Raw genomic sequence first — 16124 nt, 5'->3', positions numbered from 1 at the left:
CCGCAATCTGTCGCACCGTTCGGCGGCCGCTCGTCGCTCCCCCGAGCGATTCGGCGGAGCGGCCCGAAGGCGTCTGTTCACAACGTTTCCACCACCTGTGAGCAGACTTGCGAGAACCGCGTGATTCCGCCGCACAGGCTGGGGATAACTGGTGTCACACGCTAGCGAATCGGGCCTGCTCGGACAAATGCCGATTCGAGGATCCGACGCGCCGTCGGCGTGTCGCTCCGCTCGGCAACCTGTGGATCGCGGGAGAATGTCCGTTCCGACGTGCGCTCGGTTTGACCGCGGCATCCGCAGGCCGTAGTTTTAATCAGTTGACCGCAGCCCTTTCGGGCACCGAGTTCTCCCCGCCGGCGCACCTGTGACGCGTCCGTGCGCGGAATTTCCCAGCCGGAGAAGAAGATGAGCAAGCGTACGTTCCAGCCCAACAACCGTCGTCGCGCCAAGAAGCACGGCTTCCGCGCCCGCATGCGCACGCGTGCCGGCCGCGCGATCCTCTCGGCCCGCCGCTCCAAGGGCCGCACCGAGCTCTCCGCGTAAGTTCCTCGGTGCTCGCCAAAGCCAACCGCATCACGAGCGCCGATGACTACCGGTTCATCGTGCGCCGTGGTGCGAAGGTCGCCGGTGCCCACACCGTGAGCTACGTTCGCTCACGTGAGGCGGGTTCCGACGCGCGCTTCGGCTTCATCGTGTCCAAGAAGGTCGGCAGCGCCGTCCGCCGCAACCTGGTTCGCCGGCGGTTGAAGGCGGCCGGCCGCGAATTCGTCGACGGCGGGGTCTCCGCCGTCGACGTCGTCGTACGTGCCCTGCCCACGGCGGCCGGCGCGGGCTATGCCGAGCTCCGCGGCGACCTCGCCGCCGCGCTCGCCGCCCGCGGCAGGCGACGGGGTGGTCCGTCGCGATCGGCTCGATCGGCGGCGGATGTCGCGGAGTCGGACGCCCCGGGGCCGTCGCCGGCCCGAGTGGAAGAACGCTGACGTGAAGAACCTCGCCTGGTTCGTCTGGCTCCTGCCCCGCAATGCGGGCGTCGTGCTCATCCGTGCGTACCGGGCCGTGGTCTCGCCGCTCTACGGCGACGTCTGCCGGTACTACCCCTCGTGCTCGGCCTACGGCCTCGGCGCCGTCCAGCATCGCGGTCTCGTCATCGGCTCGGCGCTGACCGGATGGCGCATCCTGCGATGCAACCCCTGGTCCGCCGGCGGCGTCGACGACGTGCCGCTCCCCCGCGTCCGGCGGTTCCACGTGACGCGCTTCGGCTTCGTCATCCCGGCCGACTGGGCCGGTGCCGGCAGTGGGAGTCGCCGTCCCGAGCAGCGGAGCGGTCGCCGGCGTGTCGGCGTGCCGATCGCCGCGGCCGACGCGCATCCGACGCATGTGCATTCGGCTCACGATCACGCGCAGAACCACGACCATTCCCCGGCCGGCGAGCACACGGCATCCGTTTCGCGCCGCGTCCCGGAACCCGACCTCTCTCCCATCACGTCCCGGAAGGACTGACCCACCCCCATGGACATCTTCAGCATCATCCTGTGGCCCATCAAATGGGCCATCGAGCTGATCCTCGTCGCGTTCCACTCGCTGTTCACGTTCTTCGGGATGGACCCGAACGCGGGCCTCACCTGGGTGCTCGCCATCGTCGGCCTCGTCGTGGTGGTGCGGGCCGCGCTCATCCCGATCTTCGTGCGGCAGATCAAGAGCCAGCGCCGCATGCTCGAGGTCGCGCCGCAGCTCAAGAAGATCCAGGACAAGTACAAGGGCAAGAAGGACCAGTTCTCTCGCGAGGCGATGTCGCGCGAGACCATGGAGCTCTACAAGCGCACGGGCACCAACCCGCTCTCGTCGTGCCTGCCGCTGCTGCTCCAGATGCCGATCTTCTTCGGCCTGTTCTCGGTGCTGAACGACGCGTCGATCCACGCCGAGCGCGGCGGTGTCGGCGCGCTCACGCCCACCCTCGCGGAGTCGTTCTCGAATGCGGAGTTCCTCGGCGCCCCGCTGAATTCGACCTTCATCGGCGAGTGGAACGCGATGATCGCGGGCGACCCGTTCAGCGCCTCCACCATGTTCGTCGCGGTCACGATGATCATCCTGATGACGGCGTCGCAGTTCATCACGCAGCTGCAGATCGTCTCCAAGAACATGTCGCCCGAGACCAAGGCGAGCCCCATGTTCCGCCAGCAGCGCATCCTGCTGTACCTGCTCCCGCTCGTCTTCGCGTTCTCGGGCGTCGCCTTCCCCCTCGGCGTCATGTTCTACTGGCTGGTCTCGAACTTCTGGACCATGGGCCAGCAGTTCATCGTCATCCGCAACATGCCCACGCCGGGCAGCGACGCGGCGAAGGCCCGTGAGGCTCGGCTTGCGCGCAAGGGCAAGCTCGTCGTCGAGACCAAGTCGGAGGGTGAGGATGCCGAGCCGCAGAAGCCCACCACGAAGCAGCGCCAGCAGCCGGTGAGCAAGAACCGCGCGAAGAAGCAGAACAGGAAGTGACCACGATGACCGACGTCCAGCATGACGCCGCCACCCGCTCCCTCGAGCAGCTCGAGGAGGAGGGCGACATCGCGGCCGACTACATCGAGGAGCTCCTCGACATCTGCGACCTCGACGGCGACATCGACATCGATGCCCGGAACGGCCGCGCCTACCTCTCGGTGCACGCCGCTGAGGCGTCGTCCCTGGCAGTGCTCGCTCGCCCGGAGACCGTGACCGCCCTCCAGGAACTCACCCGCCTCGCCGTGCAGACGAAGACCGGCGTGTTCTCACGCCTGATCCTCGACGTCGGGGGTTCCCGCGATGCACGTCGCGACGAGCTCGGCCGCCTCGTGGCGCGTGCCGCGGAGCGCATCGAGGGTGGTGCATCCGAGGCTGCCCTTCCGCCGATGTCCTCGTACGAGCGCAAGCTCGTGCACGACCTCGTGGCCGAGCGTGGTCTGCATTCGGAGTCGCGGGGCGAGGGCTCCGAGCGCCACACCGTCATCACGCGGGTCGGCTGAGCGCAGGCCCGCGTCGCGCCGCTACCGTTTCACGTGAAACATGACTGAGCACACTCCCGAGCACCCGGCCGTGCTGGAACCGGAGCCGGCGGCAGCGACCGTGGTCTTCGGCGACCGTCTCGAGCTCGCGCGTGCGTTCACCCGGAATCTGGCCCGTCACGGCGAAGAGCTGGGCCTGATCGGACCTCTCGAGCTGCCGCGCCTCTGGTCGCGCCACGTCATCAACTCCGGGCTGGTCGCACCGCTGCTGCGCCCCGGTCGCGTGGGAGACGTCGGCTCGGGCGCCGGGCTTCCCGGCCTGGTGCTCGCGATCGCACGACCCGACGTCCGGTTCACCCTCATCGAGCCGATGGAGCGCCGTGTGGCGTGGCTCGAGCGGCAGGTCTCCGAGTTGGCGCTGGAGAACGTGGACGTCGTCCGTGGGAGGGCGGAGGAGGTCAAGCTCACCGGGCGTCTCGACCAGGTGACGGCGCGCGCGGTGAGCGCGCTCCGGACGCTGATCCCGATCACCGCTCCCCTGCTCCGCCCGGGCGGTGAGCTCGTGCTCATGAAGGGCAGCGGGGTCGACGCCGAGATCCGGGCCGCCGAGAAGGCGATCCGTCGGTTCAATCTGGTCGACGTCGAAGTCGTCCTCCTGGGCGAGGGCATCGTCGACGACGTCACGCGAGTCTTCCGGGCGCGCGTGCCGGCGGAGTAGTCGGCCGCTCCTCACCGCGGCGGCGGTGCGTCGAACGGGCGCTGCCCAGCTGCAGCGCGGTCGACCGGACATGCGCCCTGCCGTCTCTCCGGTATCGAGCGTCACGGAGTCCCGGGGTCGCCGTGCTCCCTGCCGCTCTAACGCCCTGCATCATTGCCGATGGGCTCGGGCGGCTGCACTGTCCGTGAAGCGCCCTCAACGGCCTAGTGCCGTGCCGGCGGCCTCGGCTTGTCGAGCGAATGCCACGTCCTCGAGGCGTGCGTACTCGTGGGCCGGCGTCGGTGCAGCCGCGATGGGCACGACCTGGACGGGGCGAACTGGATGGGTGACTCGCGGTGATCGCCCCGTCGGCGATCGAGTCGTCCACGTGGGACTCGCGGTGGACTGGTGCTGCTGCTCGAGGCGAGCGAGTTGCTCCGAACGGGTCGGGCGAGCGCTCGCGCCGGCCCGATCGGCGGGAGAGGCCGTTTCACGTGAAACGGTGCGTTTCCCCGCCACAACCGGCAACTCGGTCGCGAGCGGCGGATGCCGTCCTCCACGGCGATCTCCGCACCACGTCCTTGCCCGGTTGTCGCGCACGACGTCGTCGGAAACAGGTTCCCGTGGCGTGCCGCTTGCGTGTCGGGGTCACCGCTCAGCCTCGCTCAGTAGCGCCTGCACGACTCTGAGCGCCGCCGCCGGCTCTGTGTGCGGACGGTCGCAGTCGAGATGCGGGCTGCGGGGTGCAGACCACACGAGGGTCTGCGCGATGCGGGTTTCACCGGCCGGGGCACTGGGGGCGGACTGCGAAAGACGGTCCGTGTCCCTTCGACCCGATCGGTCCGTGGAAGTGTGGTCTGCGAACCGGTCTCTCGCGTGTCCGTGGTCCCGCGAGCCTGTTCGGGCGACGTCTGGCCAGCGATCGAGGGCCCGAGCGTGCGGGATGCCGGATGGCGCGCGTCCGCAGTGTCCGCCGAGCCGCACGACGCGCTGGGGTGGCCCGCCCCCGACGATGTACTCCCCGTCATGCTGCGACGGGATCATTGGGGGGGGGGGGGGATCGTCTCCCAGCTCAGCCGATGGGATATCGACGAGTCGGACGCCACCCTCGACGAGACTCGTCGTTTCGTGGCCGAGATGATCTCGTGAGCCTGACGGACGGGCGCGCCACCGGGTCGCCGTGGGCGGCGCCGTCGCATCCGGGCCGCCGTCGAGTACGAGCGCCCTGGTCTCCCGCGCCGGGTCTCGGTGTGGCCCCGGCATCGGCCGCCGAACGACCCCACCGACGTTTCACGTGAAACGGCGGCAGCCTTCGACACGCTCAGCCCTCGACGTTTCACGTGAAACACCGGGGCATGCCCGCGCTCGTCTGCGATGCCGGGATCGCTTGCAGCGGACTCCCGGATCGCCGGCGACACCGGAGCCGCGCATCGGATGCGGCGATTAGGCTTGGGTCTCGAAGACGATCGCGGGGTGACCTGGGCGGTCTCGAGCGGGGTAGGGGTGCGCAGATGGCGAATGGCCGGGGCTGGTTCCAACGCAGGAAGCCCCCCGCCGATGCCCCGTCGCCGAAGCCGCCGGAGGCGGAGCCGGAGCTCACGCGCCTCGAGGCGTACGAGGCGCAACGGCGTGAGGGAACGGGCTCCGCGCCGTTCGCGCCATCCGATCGTCCGGACTTCGATTCGCTGCTTCGGCCGTCGGAGCGGACCCCGCGCGCACCGGGGCCCGCGGAACCGACGGCCGAGTCGACGGCCACGCCGGCGGAGCCGCGGCCGTCCCGTGACGTCGCCGACCGTCAGTGGGCGCCGCCCGAAGCGGCGGGGCGAACCCAGCAAACCGAGGCTGTTCCGTCGGCACGTCCGCAGGCAGGACCGGAGCCCGACAGGTCGACCCGGTCCGGCCTCCGCTCCCCCGCCGCGAGCGAGCCGCCGCCTCCGGCCCAGCGCTCCTCGGCCCCAGGCGACCCGGCGGGTGCCGTCGAATCGGCCACTCGCGACCGGACGGGGTCTCCGGCCGCGTCATCCTCGAGGTACGACTGGGACGCGGCGACCGCAGCGGCGCTCTCGGGCGAGACGGCCCCCGATGCGTCTCCGGCCGGCCGGACGCTGCCGCACAGCGATCCCGACAAGCTGCTCGAGGACATCATCCGCGAGATCGTCGGTGACGCGACCGCCGAGACCGTGTCGAGTCTTCATCAGCCTCGCCCGGTGCGGGAGGCCGCACCGCAACCCGCACCGGACGCCACAGGATCCCCGGCTCCGGCCCGAAATCGCGCGAGCCATGAAGAGGAGCGCCACGAGTCGGAGCCCGTGGAGTCCGTGCCGACCACACCCGGAACCGGGACCGGGGTTCCGACATCCGGCGGCGACGATCGCACACCCTCGGCGACCGCGTCCGAACCCGGGCCTCCGAGGGCCCCCGAGGCGGCATCCGCGGCGCCGGAGCCGTATGCTGTCGAGGCGGACGATGCACCGGCGACCGAACCTCGCGTCGATCAGCCCGAGGACGCCGTATCGGCATCCCACCCCTACGCCGCAGCGACGCACACCGTCGCGGCCGACCCGAGCGCGTCGGTTTCACGTGAAACATCGGAATCACACGGAGGAACTCCCCTGGCCGATCAGCTTGCCGACGAGACCCGGCGCCGTCTCGCCCTCGACCAGGCCGTCCTGCCGCTGCCGGAACGCACGCGCGTCTTCACGATCTCGAACCAGAAGGGCGGCGTCGGCAAGACCACCTCGGCCGTCAACCTCGCCGCGGCGCTCGCCCGGGCCGGCGCGCACGTGCTGGTCGTCGACCTGGACCCGCAGGGCAACGCCTCCACCGCGCTCGGGGTCGACCATCGATCCGACCTGCAGAGCGTGTACGAGGTGCTCGTGTCCGATCTCCCCATCGCCGACGTGGTCCAGCCGTCGACCGAGCACGAGAACCTCGACTGCGTTCCCGCGACCATTCACCTCGCGGGCGCCGAGATCGAACTCGTCTCGCTCGTGGCCCGCGAGCAGCGGCTGCGCCGCGCACTCGACGCGCACCTCGCGGCGATGGAGCGTCCGTACGACTACGTGTTCATCGACTGCCCGCCGTCACTCGGCCTGCTGACGATCAATGCCTTCGTCGCGGCGCGCGAGGTGCTCATCCCGATCCAGTGCGAGTACTACGCCCTGGAGGGGCTCTCGCAGCTGCTCAGCAATATCGAGCTCATCGAGCGTCATCTCAACCCCGAGCTGCGCCTCACGACGATCCTCCTCACCATGTACGACTCGCGGACGAACCTCGCGCAGCAGGTCGCGCAGGAGGTCCGCGACCACTTCCCGACCCAGACCCTCGACACGATCATCCCCCGGTCGGTCCGAGTCTCCGAGGCGCCGAGCTACGGGCAGAGCGTCATCAGCTACGACTTCGCCTCCACCGGCTCGCTCTCGTATCGCGAGGCGGCCGCGGAGATCGCGTGGCGCGGAGCGCACGACGCGACCGACACGAAGGAGTCCGACTGATGGCGACCAAGCGGACCGGCCTCGGCCGCGGCATCGGCGCACTCATCCCGACCACCGAGGACTCGACGCCGCGCGCGACCCGCCCGGTCGACGTGTTCTTCCCCGAGAGCGAGGCGCCGAAGGCGGCCGTCACCGCGGTGGAGGATGCCGTCGAGGCGAATCTCGTGACGGTTCCGGGTGCCCACCTCGCCCGCCTCAACCCCGACGACATCGTCCCGAACGCCCAGCAGCCGCGTTCGGTCTTCGACCCGGAGGACCTCGAGGAGCTCGTGCACTCGGTGCGGGAGTTCGGCGTCCTCCAGCCGATCGTCGTCCGCCCCCACCCCGACGAACCGGGGAAGTACGAGCTCGTCATGGGCGAGCGACGTCTGCGGGCGACGAAGGCGGCCGGCCTCGATTCCATTCCGGCGGTCGTCAAGGACACCGCGAACGAGGCGATGCTCCGCGACGCCCTGCTGGAGAACCTGCACCGCTCCCAGCTGAACCCCCTCGAGGAGGCGTCCGCCTACCAGCAGCTGCTCGCGGACTTCGGCATCACCCAGGAGGAGCTCGCCGCGCGGATCGGTCGGTCGCGACCGCAGATCTCGAACACCCTCCGGCTGTTGAAGCTGCCCGAGCCGGTGCAGATGCGCGTCGCGGCCGGGGTGCTGAGCGCGGGGCACGCCCGTGCCATCCTCGCGGCCGGCGACCCGGAGGCCATGCAGCGGCTGGCGGACAAGATCGTGAACGAGGACCTCTCGGTGCGCGCCGCCGAGGCGATCGTGTCGGCGGCGCCGAAGCCGGCGCGCGTGAAGCCCGCGGCAGGCAAGCGCCAGGAGTTCCTCGACGACCTCTCGACTCGACTCGGGGATCGTCTCGACACGCGCGTGAAGATCTCGCTGGGGGCCAGGAAAGGCCAGATCAACATCGATTTCGCGACGGTCCAGGATCTTCGTCGGATCCTGTCGGAACTCGGGGAGAACCTCGAGGGCCTCTGACCCGCACGGGTCGGCATCCGATTCGTGCGGACTGCCCCGGGAGGGATCAGGCGCCGCGGCGAGCGGCCGTGCGGACGAGCCCGTCGTAGACCTCCGCGGCATCCGTGCCCGAGGCCTCGATCGCCAGGGGAACGAGCGAGGTCTCGGTGAGTCCCGGGAGCACGTTCGCCTCGAGGAACCACGGTGTGCCCTCGTCGTCGACGATCAGGTCGACGCGAGAGAGGTCGCGGAGTCCGAGCACGCGGTGGGCGGCGAGTGCCGCCGCGTGCGCGCGTTCCACGTGCTCCTCCGAGAGCCGGCACGGCGAGAAGAACGTCGTCTCCCCCGCGTTGTAGCGCGCCTGGAACGAGTACACGCCGTCGGACGGCACGATCTCGACCGCGGGCAGGGCGCGGGGCGCGCCATCCGTCTCGAGGATCGCGATCGCGAGCTCCGTCCCGAGCAGCCGACGTTCGACGACGGCGACGTCGGCGTACGTGAACGCATCCACCATCGCGCGCGGCAGGTCGGCCGGTGCCTCGACGATCGTGACGCCCTGGGCCGAGCCGCCCGAGCCGGGCTTCACGACGAGGTCGCCGGGCAGCGCCTCGCGTACGACCCGTAGCACGCTCGCGGCACCGAGTTCGCGGAACGCCTCGTGCGAGAGCACGATCGACTCGGGCACCGCTCCCCCGGCCGCGGCGACCAGCGAGTTCGCGACCGGCTTCGACCACGCCCGACGCGCGGCGGCGCCCGTCGATCCGACGGTCGGGATGCCGAGCGCCGCGAGCAGCTCGAGCAGGGTGCCGTCCTCGCCGCTCGAGCCGTGCAGCGCCGGGAACACCACGTCGGGGCGGTGCTCGGAGAGGTACGGGAGGAGCGTGGCATCCGGATCGCGCAGTTCGACGCGGTGACCAGCCTGGGCGAGCGCGTCCGCGACGCGCCGCCCGGAACGCAGCGAGACATCCCGCTCATGCGAGATGCCGCCCGCGAGCACGACGACGGATAGCCCGTTGGAATCGCTCATGATCAGGGGTTCTCCACTACTTCAGGTCGGTGGGCGGGGCCGGCTCGATGCCGGGGCGATCGGGGAGCTGGAGCGTGCCGGTGCCCGCGAACGTGTCGAGCAGGTCGAGCTCGCCGTTGACCACCGTCGCCAGGCGGCGGATGCCGAGGCGGATGGCCTCCGGTGTGGGGTAGCAGAACGACAGTCGCATGGCGTGGCGCCCGCGTCCGTCGGCGAAGAAGGCCGTGCCCGGCGTGTACGCGACGAGCTCGCGCACCGCGCGCGGGAGCATCTGCTTCGAGTCGAGCCGGTCGGGCAGGGTCACCCAGACGTAGAACCCGCCGTTCGGGTTCGTCCACGAGAGCTGCGGCAGGTACTCCCCCAGCGCCTCGATCATCGCGTCCTTGCGTTCGCGGTAGACGCCGCGGAAGGCGTCGATCTGTCCACGCCAGTCGGCCTGCGACAGGTACTCCGAGACGACGAGCTGGCTGAACGACGACGGCGACAGGATCGCCGACTCGGCGGCGAGGATGAGCTTCTCGCGGATGGCGTGCGGCGCGAGCGCCCAGCCGACGCGGAAGCCGGGCGCCAACGTCTTGGAGAACGACCCGAGGTAGACGACCCCCTCCGGGTCCATCGACCTGAGCGCGTCCGGTGCGGGCTCGTCGAAGTGCAGCAGGCCGTACGGGTTGTCCTCGAGCACGAGGATCTCATTGGTGCGGCAGATCTCGAGGATCTCGGGTCGGCGGGCGGCCGAGAGCGTCACGCCGGCGGGGTTGTGGAAGTTCGGGATCGTGTAGAGGAACTTGATCCGGCGACCCTGCCCGCGGAGGTGGGCGATGGTCTCGCGCAGCGCCTCGGGGATGAGACCCTCGTCGTCCATGGCGACGTGCACGACCGACGCCTGGTACGACCGGAACACGCCCATCGCGCCGACGTACGACGGCGCCTCGGCGAGGACCACGTCACCGGGATCGAGGAAGAGCTTGGCGACGAAGTCGAGCGCCTGCTGCGAGCCCGTCGAGGTCACGACGTTGTCGACCGAGGCCCGGATGCCCTCGAGCGACATGACCTCGAGGATGTGCTCCCGCAGCGCGGGGATGCCCTGGCCGGAGCCGTACTGCAGGGCCACCGGCCCCTGCTCGCGCATCGTGCGCTCGAAGGCCGAGGTGATGAGTTCCTGCGGCAGGGCGGAGACGAACGGCATGCCGCCGGCGAGCGAGACCACCTCGGGCCGGGATGCCACGGCGAACAGGGCGCGAACCTCGGAGGCGGCGAAGCCGGCGGCTCGTTCGGCGTAGTTCGCGTACCACGGATCGAGGTTGTTGCCGGCCCGCTGGGGCACTCCGTCAGAGGTCACTGCTGGATTCCGTTCTGCTGAGGCTCTCCATGCTAGCCAGCCGTCAGGGGGCGTCCGAACCGCATGCCGCCTCGTGACGCCGGGCACGACGAAGGCCCGCAACCGCGTGGTGCGGTTACGGGCCCCCTGGATTGCGGCGTTGCGCCGGCGCGCCTGCCGACTCAGCCGATGAACTCGGCGAGGTCCTGCTCGAGGATCGGCTTGGGCTTCGCACCGATCACGGTGCGCACGACCTCGCCGCCCTTGAAGACCTTCATCGCCGGGATGGCGGTGATCTGGTACTTCATCGCGAGCCCGGGGTTCTCGTCGACGTTCAGCTTGACGATGTCGAGCTTGTCGGAGTGCTCGGTCGCGATCTGGTCGAGGATCGGGCTCACGGCGCGACACGGGCCGCACCACTCGGCCCAGAAGTCGACGAGGACGGCCTTGTCGTTCTGGAGGACCTCCTGCTCGAAGGTGGCCTCGGACACTGCACGTGCGGTCATGGAACTCTCCTTAGGTGGAAGCGGTGTTCAGGGGCGCCGCCGACGCGGGTCGCGGTCGGCATCCGCTCCGGATGGATCAGCGCGACGCGTCCGCCAGGTCGACGGCCACGAGGTGGTCGACCTCGGCGGCCTCGGCGGACGCTTCGACGGGCTCGTCGCCCGTGTCCTCGAGCGCGGCGAGGTAGTGCTCGGCGTCGAGGGCGGCGACCGTGCCGGAACCGGCGGCGGTCACGGCCTGGCGGTAGGTGGGGTCGATGACGTCGCCCGCGGCGAACACGCCCGGCACCGACGTGCGCGAGGAGCGGCCGTCGACGGAGATCGTGCCCTCGGCGGTGAGCTCGAGCTTGCCGTGCACGAGGTGCGTGCGCGGGTCGTTGCCGATCGCGACGAACAGGCCGTCGAGGTCGAGCGCGCGGACGTCGCCCGAGACGGTGTCGGTCAGCGTGACACCGGACACGGCGGTGTCGCCGTGGATGGCGGACACCTCGGCATTCCAGACGAACTCGATCTTCGGGTTGTCGAAGGCGCGCTGCTGCATGATCTTCGACGCCTTGAGCTGGTCGCGACGGTGGATGACGTACACCTTGTCGGCGAAGCGCGTGAGGAAGGTGGCCTCCTCCATCGCGGAGTCGCCACCGCCGACCACCGCGATGGTCTTCTCGCGGAAGAAGAACCCGTCGCACGTGGCGCACCACGACAGCCCGTGGCCGGAGAGGCGCTCCTCCTCGGGCAGGCCGAGCTTGCGGTAGGCCGAGCCCGTCGCGAAGATGATCGCCTTCGCCTCGTGCTCACCTCCGTTGCCGAGCTTCACGCGCTTGACCGGGCCCTCGACGTCGAGCTCCACGACGTCGTCGTAGACGACCTCGGTGCCGAATCGCTCGGCCTGGGCCTGCATCTTGCCCATGAGGTCGGGACCCATGATGCCCTCGGGGAAGCCCGGGAAGTTCTCGACCTCGGTCGTGTTCATCAGCTCGCCGCCGATCTCGACCGAGCTGGCGATGAGCAGCGGCTTCAGCTCGGCGCGGGCCGCATAGATCGCGGCGGTGAATCCCGCCGGCCCAGACCCGATGATGATGATGTCGCGCAAACCCGCTCCTGTCGTTCCGTGCGATGCCCGCGGCCTCCTACTCACCGGATGCCACGACATGGTGAACACAGTCTAGGCGGCGCCTATTCCGCGGCTCCGGGCGCTCGCAGGCGGGTCACAGGGTCGCAGAAGGCAGAGCGGATGCCGCGGGCTCGCGCCCCGCGGCATCCGTCGTCATCGGCGTCGGAGCCTGGGCAGCACGGGGCCGGCGAAGCCGCGGAGCTCCGGCGAGCGCAGGAGCCACAGCATGCCGAAGTACAGGACCGCCATGACGACGCCGGTGACGGCCATGACGAGGATCGCTCCCCAGCGGTCGGCGATCGCGAACCCGCCCGGCTCGAACGCCCCGAGCGACCAGACGATCGTGAAGCCCGCGGCCACCGGGACGATGACGGCGGCGATGTCGCGAGCGAGGCTCGCGAGCACGCGCTTCGCGTCGAGGCGCCCGAGCTTCGGGCGGAGCAGCAGCACCGCGAGGCCGAGCTGGACGGCCCCGGAGATCGTGGTCGAGAGGGCGACGCCCACCGCGGTCCACTCGACCGGGAGGAGGAGTGCCGTGAGCGCGAGCGCCGTGAAGACGACGACCTGCACGAGCGTGAACATGAACGGGGTGCGCGTGTCGCCGAGCGCGTAGAAGGTGCGCTGGACGACGAACAGGATGCTGAAGCCGACCAGCCCGATCGCGAACGCGACGATGACGTTGCCGAGCGCCGAGGCGTTGGCCAGGTTGCCCGGCTGGAACACGGCCGCGAACGGGTACGCGACCACGACGAGCACGGCCGCCGCGAGCACGAGGATGAGGGCCACGGCGCGCACCGCGCCCGACAGGTCGTCGCGGACGCGATCGAGGAACCCGTCGCGCGCGTGCTCGCTCATGCGCGTGAAGTACGCGGTCGCGATGGAGACCGTGATGACCGAGTGCGGCAGCATGAAGATCAGCCACGCGCTCTCGATCGCCGCGACCGACGCGCCCTGCTCGGAGGCCGTGGCGGCGACCCGGGTCTGCACGATGCCCGCGAACGTCGTGAGCAGCAGCATCCCGAACGTCCACGCCGCCATCCGGCCGGCCGAACGCAGCCCGACGCCGCGCCAGCGGAAGTCGGGGCGGTAGCGCAGGCCGATGCGGCGCCAGAACCAGAACAGGACGATCGCCTGGGCGGCGATGCCGAGGGTCGCCGAGCCGGCGAGGAGGACGATCATGCCAGGGGTCCAGTCCGACGCGGACCGCGTGCCGTCGGGATCGAAGCCGAAGGCGAGCCCGAACACCACGAGGCCGATGAGCGCGACGACGTTGTTCAGGACCGGGACCCAGGTGAACGGGCCGAAGCTGCGACGGGCGTTGAGCACCTCGCCGAGCAGCGTGTAGAGGCCGTAGAAGAAGATCTGCGGCAGGCACCAGAACGCGAACGCGGTCGCGAGCGCGAGCGTGTCCGGCGGGAAGCTCCCGCCGTAGATCCACGCCAGCACGGGAGCCAGGGCCGTCGCGACGACGGTCGCCGCGAAGATCACGACGAGCGCCAGCGTGACGAGCTTGTTGATGTAGGCGCTCCCGCCGTCGGCGTGCGCGCTCGCCCGCACGATCTGCGGCACGAGCACCGCGGACAGCACGCCGCCGGCGACGATGACGTAGACCGTGTTCGGCAGGCCGTTCGCCACGGCGAACGCGTCGGCGCTGGCCGAGCCGACGACGCCGATCGTGGCGGCGAGCACGATCGCCTTCAGGAACCCGAGGAGGCGCGAGACGATCGTGCCCGAGGCGAGGAAGAGGCTCGCCCGGGCGATGCGGTCGTCAGCCATGCGGGGGGTCCTCCGGTCGGGTGGTGGTGGGCGAGGACGCCGCGTCGGTGATGTCCGTGGAGTCGGTGGCGTCCGTCTCGGGCGTGGCATCCGCCGCATCCGCCGCGTCGGTCGCATCCGTCGGATCCCCGGCATCAGCCCGGCCGCGCCGCCGGCGCAGGACCGTGCGCACGATGCCGGCGCCGAAGACGAGCACGGCGAGCACGGCGAGGATCGTGGCGCCCACGCCCTCCCAGTCGGCGTGCACGTTCGCGGGGATCTCGACGATCGAGCCGAGCGGTGTGCCGTCGGGGGATGCGATCGAGACCTCGAGGTCGACCTCGCCGCTGCCGACGCCCGCCGCGACCGGGACCTGGATCGTGCGCCGGCTCTCGCCCTCGACCGTCGCCTCGACGGGCTCCTCAACGAGCAGGCGGCCGTTCGAGGGGTCGACCGTGAGGACCACGTTCACCGGGTAGGGCAGGTCGTTCTCGACCGTGATCGGGATGCCCGTCTCGCTCGCGACCACGAGGACGCTGCTCGTCGGGACGACGACGACCGAGTCGGTGATCGCGCGCTGGTCGATGAGCCAGCGGCCGATCGCGTCGGTCCACTCGGTGGGCAGGTCGAGCCAGCCGACCGCCAGCAGGCCGAGCAGGTCCCGGCGAGTGGGCGCGGTGAGGAGGGCGGGGTCGTCGAGCACGTCCGAGAACTCCTCGACGGCCGCCTCGGCGCCGAGCAGCCGTTGCACGTTCTCGATGCGCTGGTCGTCCTCGGGGAGCGAGACCAGCTCCCGCGACGCGGGCGGTGCGCCGACGGCCTCGGCCAGCGTCGCGGTGCGCGACCACCGCGAGCCGGCGAGGGCGTCCAGCGTGTCCGCGATCCGCTCGGCCTCGGCGCCGGCCGATCGGGCGAACGTGCCGAGCAGCACCGTGGAGGCGCCGGCGCCGGCACCCGACCCGATCGCGAGCTCGGCGACCAGTCGCGAGGCGGCGCTCCGCCAGGTGGCGTCGGTCTGGGCGGCGGCGGCGAGCCGCAGCGGGGTCTGCAGCCGCGGATCGGCCACGACCCCACCGCGGCCCTCGATCGTCGCGGCCGCGTTGGCGCCGGCCCGCGCCGGCTCGACGTTGCCGGGCGCGAGGATCGCGGTCGTCAGGCCGCCGGCCGCGAAATGGTCGAGGTCGCCGGATGCCACGGTGCCGTCGGCAGGCCAGGCGAGGTCGGTCCGCGTGAAGTCCCACGCGAGCAGCTCCTCGTCGGTCGGCGCCTGGCCGGGAACGGTGGTCGCGCCGGCGGTCCCCTGCGCCTCCGCGAAGTCGGCGGGATCGACGAGGTCGGCGAAGCCGAGCGGCTCGAGCGGTGCGTCGAGTCCGGCCTGGGACTGCGCGGCCAGGTCGGCGTCGGCGTACGCGAGCGGGAACACCTCGTTCGGCATGAGCGCGAGCGCCTCGAGCCACGCGACGGCCGACTCGGGCGCCGAGGATCCCAGCACGCGGATCGACAGCGGGATGCGCAGATCGAGCCCGACCGCGACATCCTTCCCCGAGACGGCCTCGAGCTGGCGGGTGAGCAGGCCGGTCGGTCCGGTCCACGACTCCAGGCGCTCGGCGGGGATGAGCCCACCCTCGTCCGCGGGCACGGTCAGCGGGTAGGCGAGCGCGAATCCGGGGCGGTCGTCGTCGGCGACGAGCGTGTTCGCGACGGCCGTGGCGGCGCCCGCGACATCCGCCCCGCCCGATTCGAGGGAGGCGGCCAGGCCGATGGCGGGGTCGGTCGCGTCGGTCGCGCTCGCGGGCAGGGTGAACCGGAGCGTCGTCACCGAACCCACGGGCAGGGCTGCGGTGTCGCGTTCGAAGACGGTGCGGGCGGATGGCGGCAGGCCGCCGTCGCTCGTCCAGTCATCGAGGCCGTCCTCGTCGTCGAGTCCGGATGCGGCGATGCCGAGCGAGAGCGTGCCGGCCTCGACCGCGGTCTCGCCGCCGTTGACGATCTCGACGACCACGTCGACGGGTGCGCCGGCCGTCACGGCGGTGCCGTCGGCGGGGGCGACGCTCACGCGGACTCCGCCGTCCGGCTCGGCCGCGAATGCGGGTGCCGGGCCGGTCGGGCCGCCGAAGGGCGCGACCGCGCCGGCGAGCCCGAGGGCCGCGGTGGCGGTCCCGGCTGAGAGGTTGGCGAGGAGTCGGCGCAGGCGTCGAGGAGTGGTCGACTCGGCCGGCATGAGGGCGATTCTACGGTGAGCGGCCCGGGAGGATGCGGGGCGCCGCCGGGGGCGTCGTCGCGAGCGCCGCCGG

Annotated in this window: 14 protein-coding genes; 8 read left to right on the top strand and 6 right to left on the bottom strand. The window is 71.1% G+C overall.

Going from position 1 to position 16124, the window contains the following annotated elements:
• Nucleotides 1-405: 405 nt before the first annotated feature.
• From rpmH to ACQ393_RS10665, 8 genes are all read left to right on the top strand, one after another.
• Nucleotides 406-543: a 50S ribosomal protein L34 gene (gene rpmH / locus ACQ393_RS10700; RefSeq protein ID WP_064002918.1), complete on the top strand. Its 138-nt coding sequence runs from the start codon at nt 406-408 to the stop codon at nt 541-543.
• 8 nt (nt 544-551) lie between these two features.
• Nucleotides 552-980 carry a ribonuclease P protein component gene (rnpA, locus tag ACQ393_RS10695; protein WP_430646814.1) on the top strand — a complete coding sequence of 143 codons (429 nt, stop codon included), beginning with the start codon at nt 552-554 and terminating at the stop codon, nt 978-980.
• A gap of 1 nt (nt 981) precedes the next feature.
• Nucleotides 982-1500: a membrane protein insertion efficiency factor YidD gene (gene yidD / locus ACQ393_RS10690; protein WP_430646813.1), complete on the top strand. Its 519-nt coding sequence runs from the start codon at nt 982-984 to the stop codon at nt 1498-1500.
• Between the two features lie 9 nt (nt 1501-1509).
• On the top strand, nt 1510-2487 hold the full coding sequence (yidC, locus tag ACQ393_RS10685) for a membrane protein insertase YidC (protein WP_430646812.1): 978 nt from the start codon (nt 1510-1512) through the stop codon (nt 2485-2487).
• A 5-nt stretch (nt 2488-2492) separates the two neighbouring features.
• The gene (locus ACQ393_RS10680; RefSeq protein WP_430647018.1) at nt 2493-2990 is read left to right on the top strand and encodes a protein jag; all 498 of its coding nucleotides are present in this window, start codon (nt 2493-2495) and stop codon (nt 2988-2990) included.
• Between the two features lie 40 nt (nt 2991-3030).
• Complete coding sequence (rsmG, locus tag ACQ393_RS10675) at nt 3031-3687, top strand: 16S rRNA (guanine(527)-N(7))-methyltransferase RsmG (protein WP_430646811.1); 657 nt, start codon at nt 3031-3033, stop codon at nt 3685-3687.
• 2591 nt (nt 3688-6278) lie between these two features.
• On the top strand, nt 6279-7160 hold the full coding sequence (locus tag ACQ393_RS10670; RefSeq protein WP_430647017.1) for a ParA family protein: 882 nt from the start codon (nt 6279-6281) through the stop codon (nt 7158-7160).
• Nucleotides 7160-8137 (top strand): ParB/RepB/Spo0J family partition protein, encoded by a 978-nt coding sequence (locus ACQ393_RS10665; protein WP_430646810.1) that lies wholly within the window; start codon nt 7160-7162, stop codon nt 8135-8137. The genes ACQ393_RS10670 and ACQ393_RS10665 overlap by 1 nt, the downstream gene beginning before the upstream one ends.
• 46 nt (nt 8138-8183) lie before the next feature.
• Here the strand turns inward: ACQ393_RS10665 and ACQ393_RS10660 are convergent, their stop codons facing one another.
• From ACQ393_RS10660 to ACQ393_RS10635, 6 genes are all read right to left on the bottom strand, one after another.
• Complete coding sequence (locus ACQ393_RS10660) at nt 8184-9143, bottom strand: D-alanine--D-alanine ligase family protein (RefSeq protein ID WP_430646809.1); 960 nt, start codon at nt 9141-9143, stop codon at nt 8184-8186.
• A 16-nt stretch (nt 9144-9159) separates the two neighbouring features.
• A complete protein-coding gene (locus tag ACQ393_RS10655) occupies nt 9160-10482 on the bottom strand; it encodes a PLP-dependent aminotransferase family protein (RefSeq protein WP_430646808.1) in 1323 nt (440 codons plus the stop codon).
• Between the two features lie 161 nt (nt 10483-10643).
• Nucleotides 10644-10967 carry a thioredoxin gene (trxA, locus tag ACQ393_RS10650; protein ID WP_401000532.1) on the bottom strand — a complete coding sequence of 108 codons (324 nt, stop codon included), beginning with the start codon at nt 10965-10967 and terminating at the stop codon, nt 10644-10646.
• A gap of 76 nt (nt 10968-11043) precedes the next feature.
• The gene (gene trxB / locus ACQ393_RS10645; RefSeq protein WP_430646807.1) at nt 11044-12054 is read right to left on the bottom strand and encodes a thioredoxin-disulfide reductase; all 1011 of its coding nucleotides are present in this window, start codon (nt 12052-12054) and stop codon (nt 11044-11046) included.
• A gap of 174 nt (nt 12055-12228) precedes the next feature.
• Nucleotides 12229-13851: a murein biosynthesis integral membrane protein MurJ gene (gene murJ, locus ACQ393_RS10640; RefSeq protein WP_430646806.1), complete on the bottom strand. Its 1623-nt coding sequence runs from the start codon at nt 13849-13851 to the stop codon at nt 12229-12231.
• Nucleotides 13844-16051: a DUF6049 family protein gene (locus ACQ393_RS10635; protein WP_430646805.1), complete on the bottom strand. Its 2208-nt coding sequence runs from the start codon at nt 16049-16051 to the stop codon at nt 13844-13846. The genes murJ and ACQ393_RS10635 overlap by 8 nt, the downstream gene beginning before the upstream one ends.
• Between the last annotated feature and the right edge of the window lie 73 nt (nt 16052-16124).

It is taken from the genome of Agromyces sp. GXS1127 (assembly GCF_050565425.1).
Taxonomy (GTDB): domain Bacteria; phylum Actinomycetota; class Actinomycetes; order Actinomycetales; family Microbacteriaceae; genus Agromyces.
Note: the sequence above shows the minus strand (reverse complement) of the source record. Positions and strands in the feature narration are given on the sequence as shown.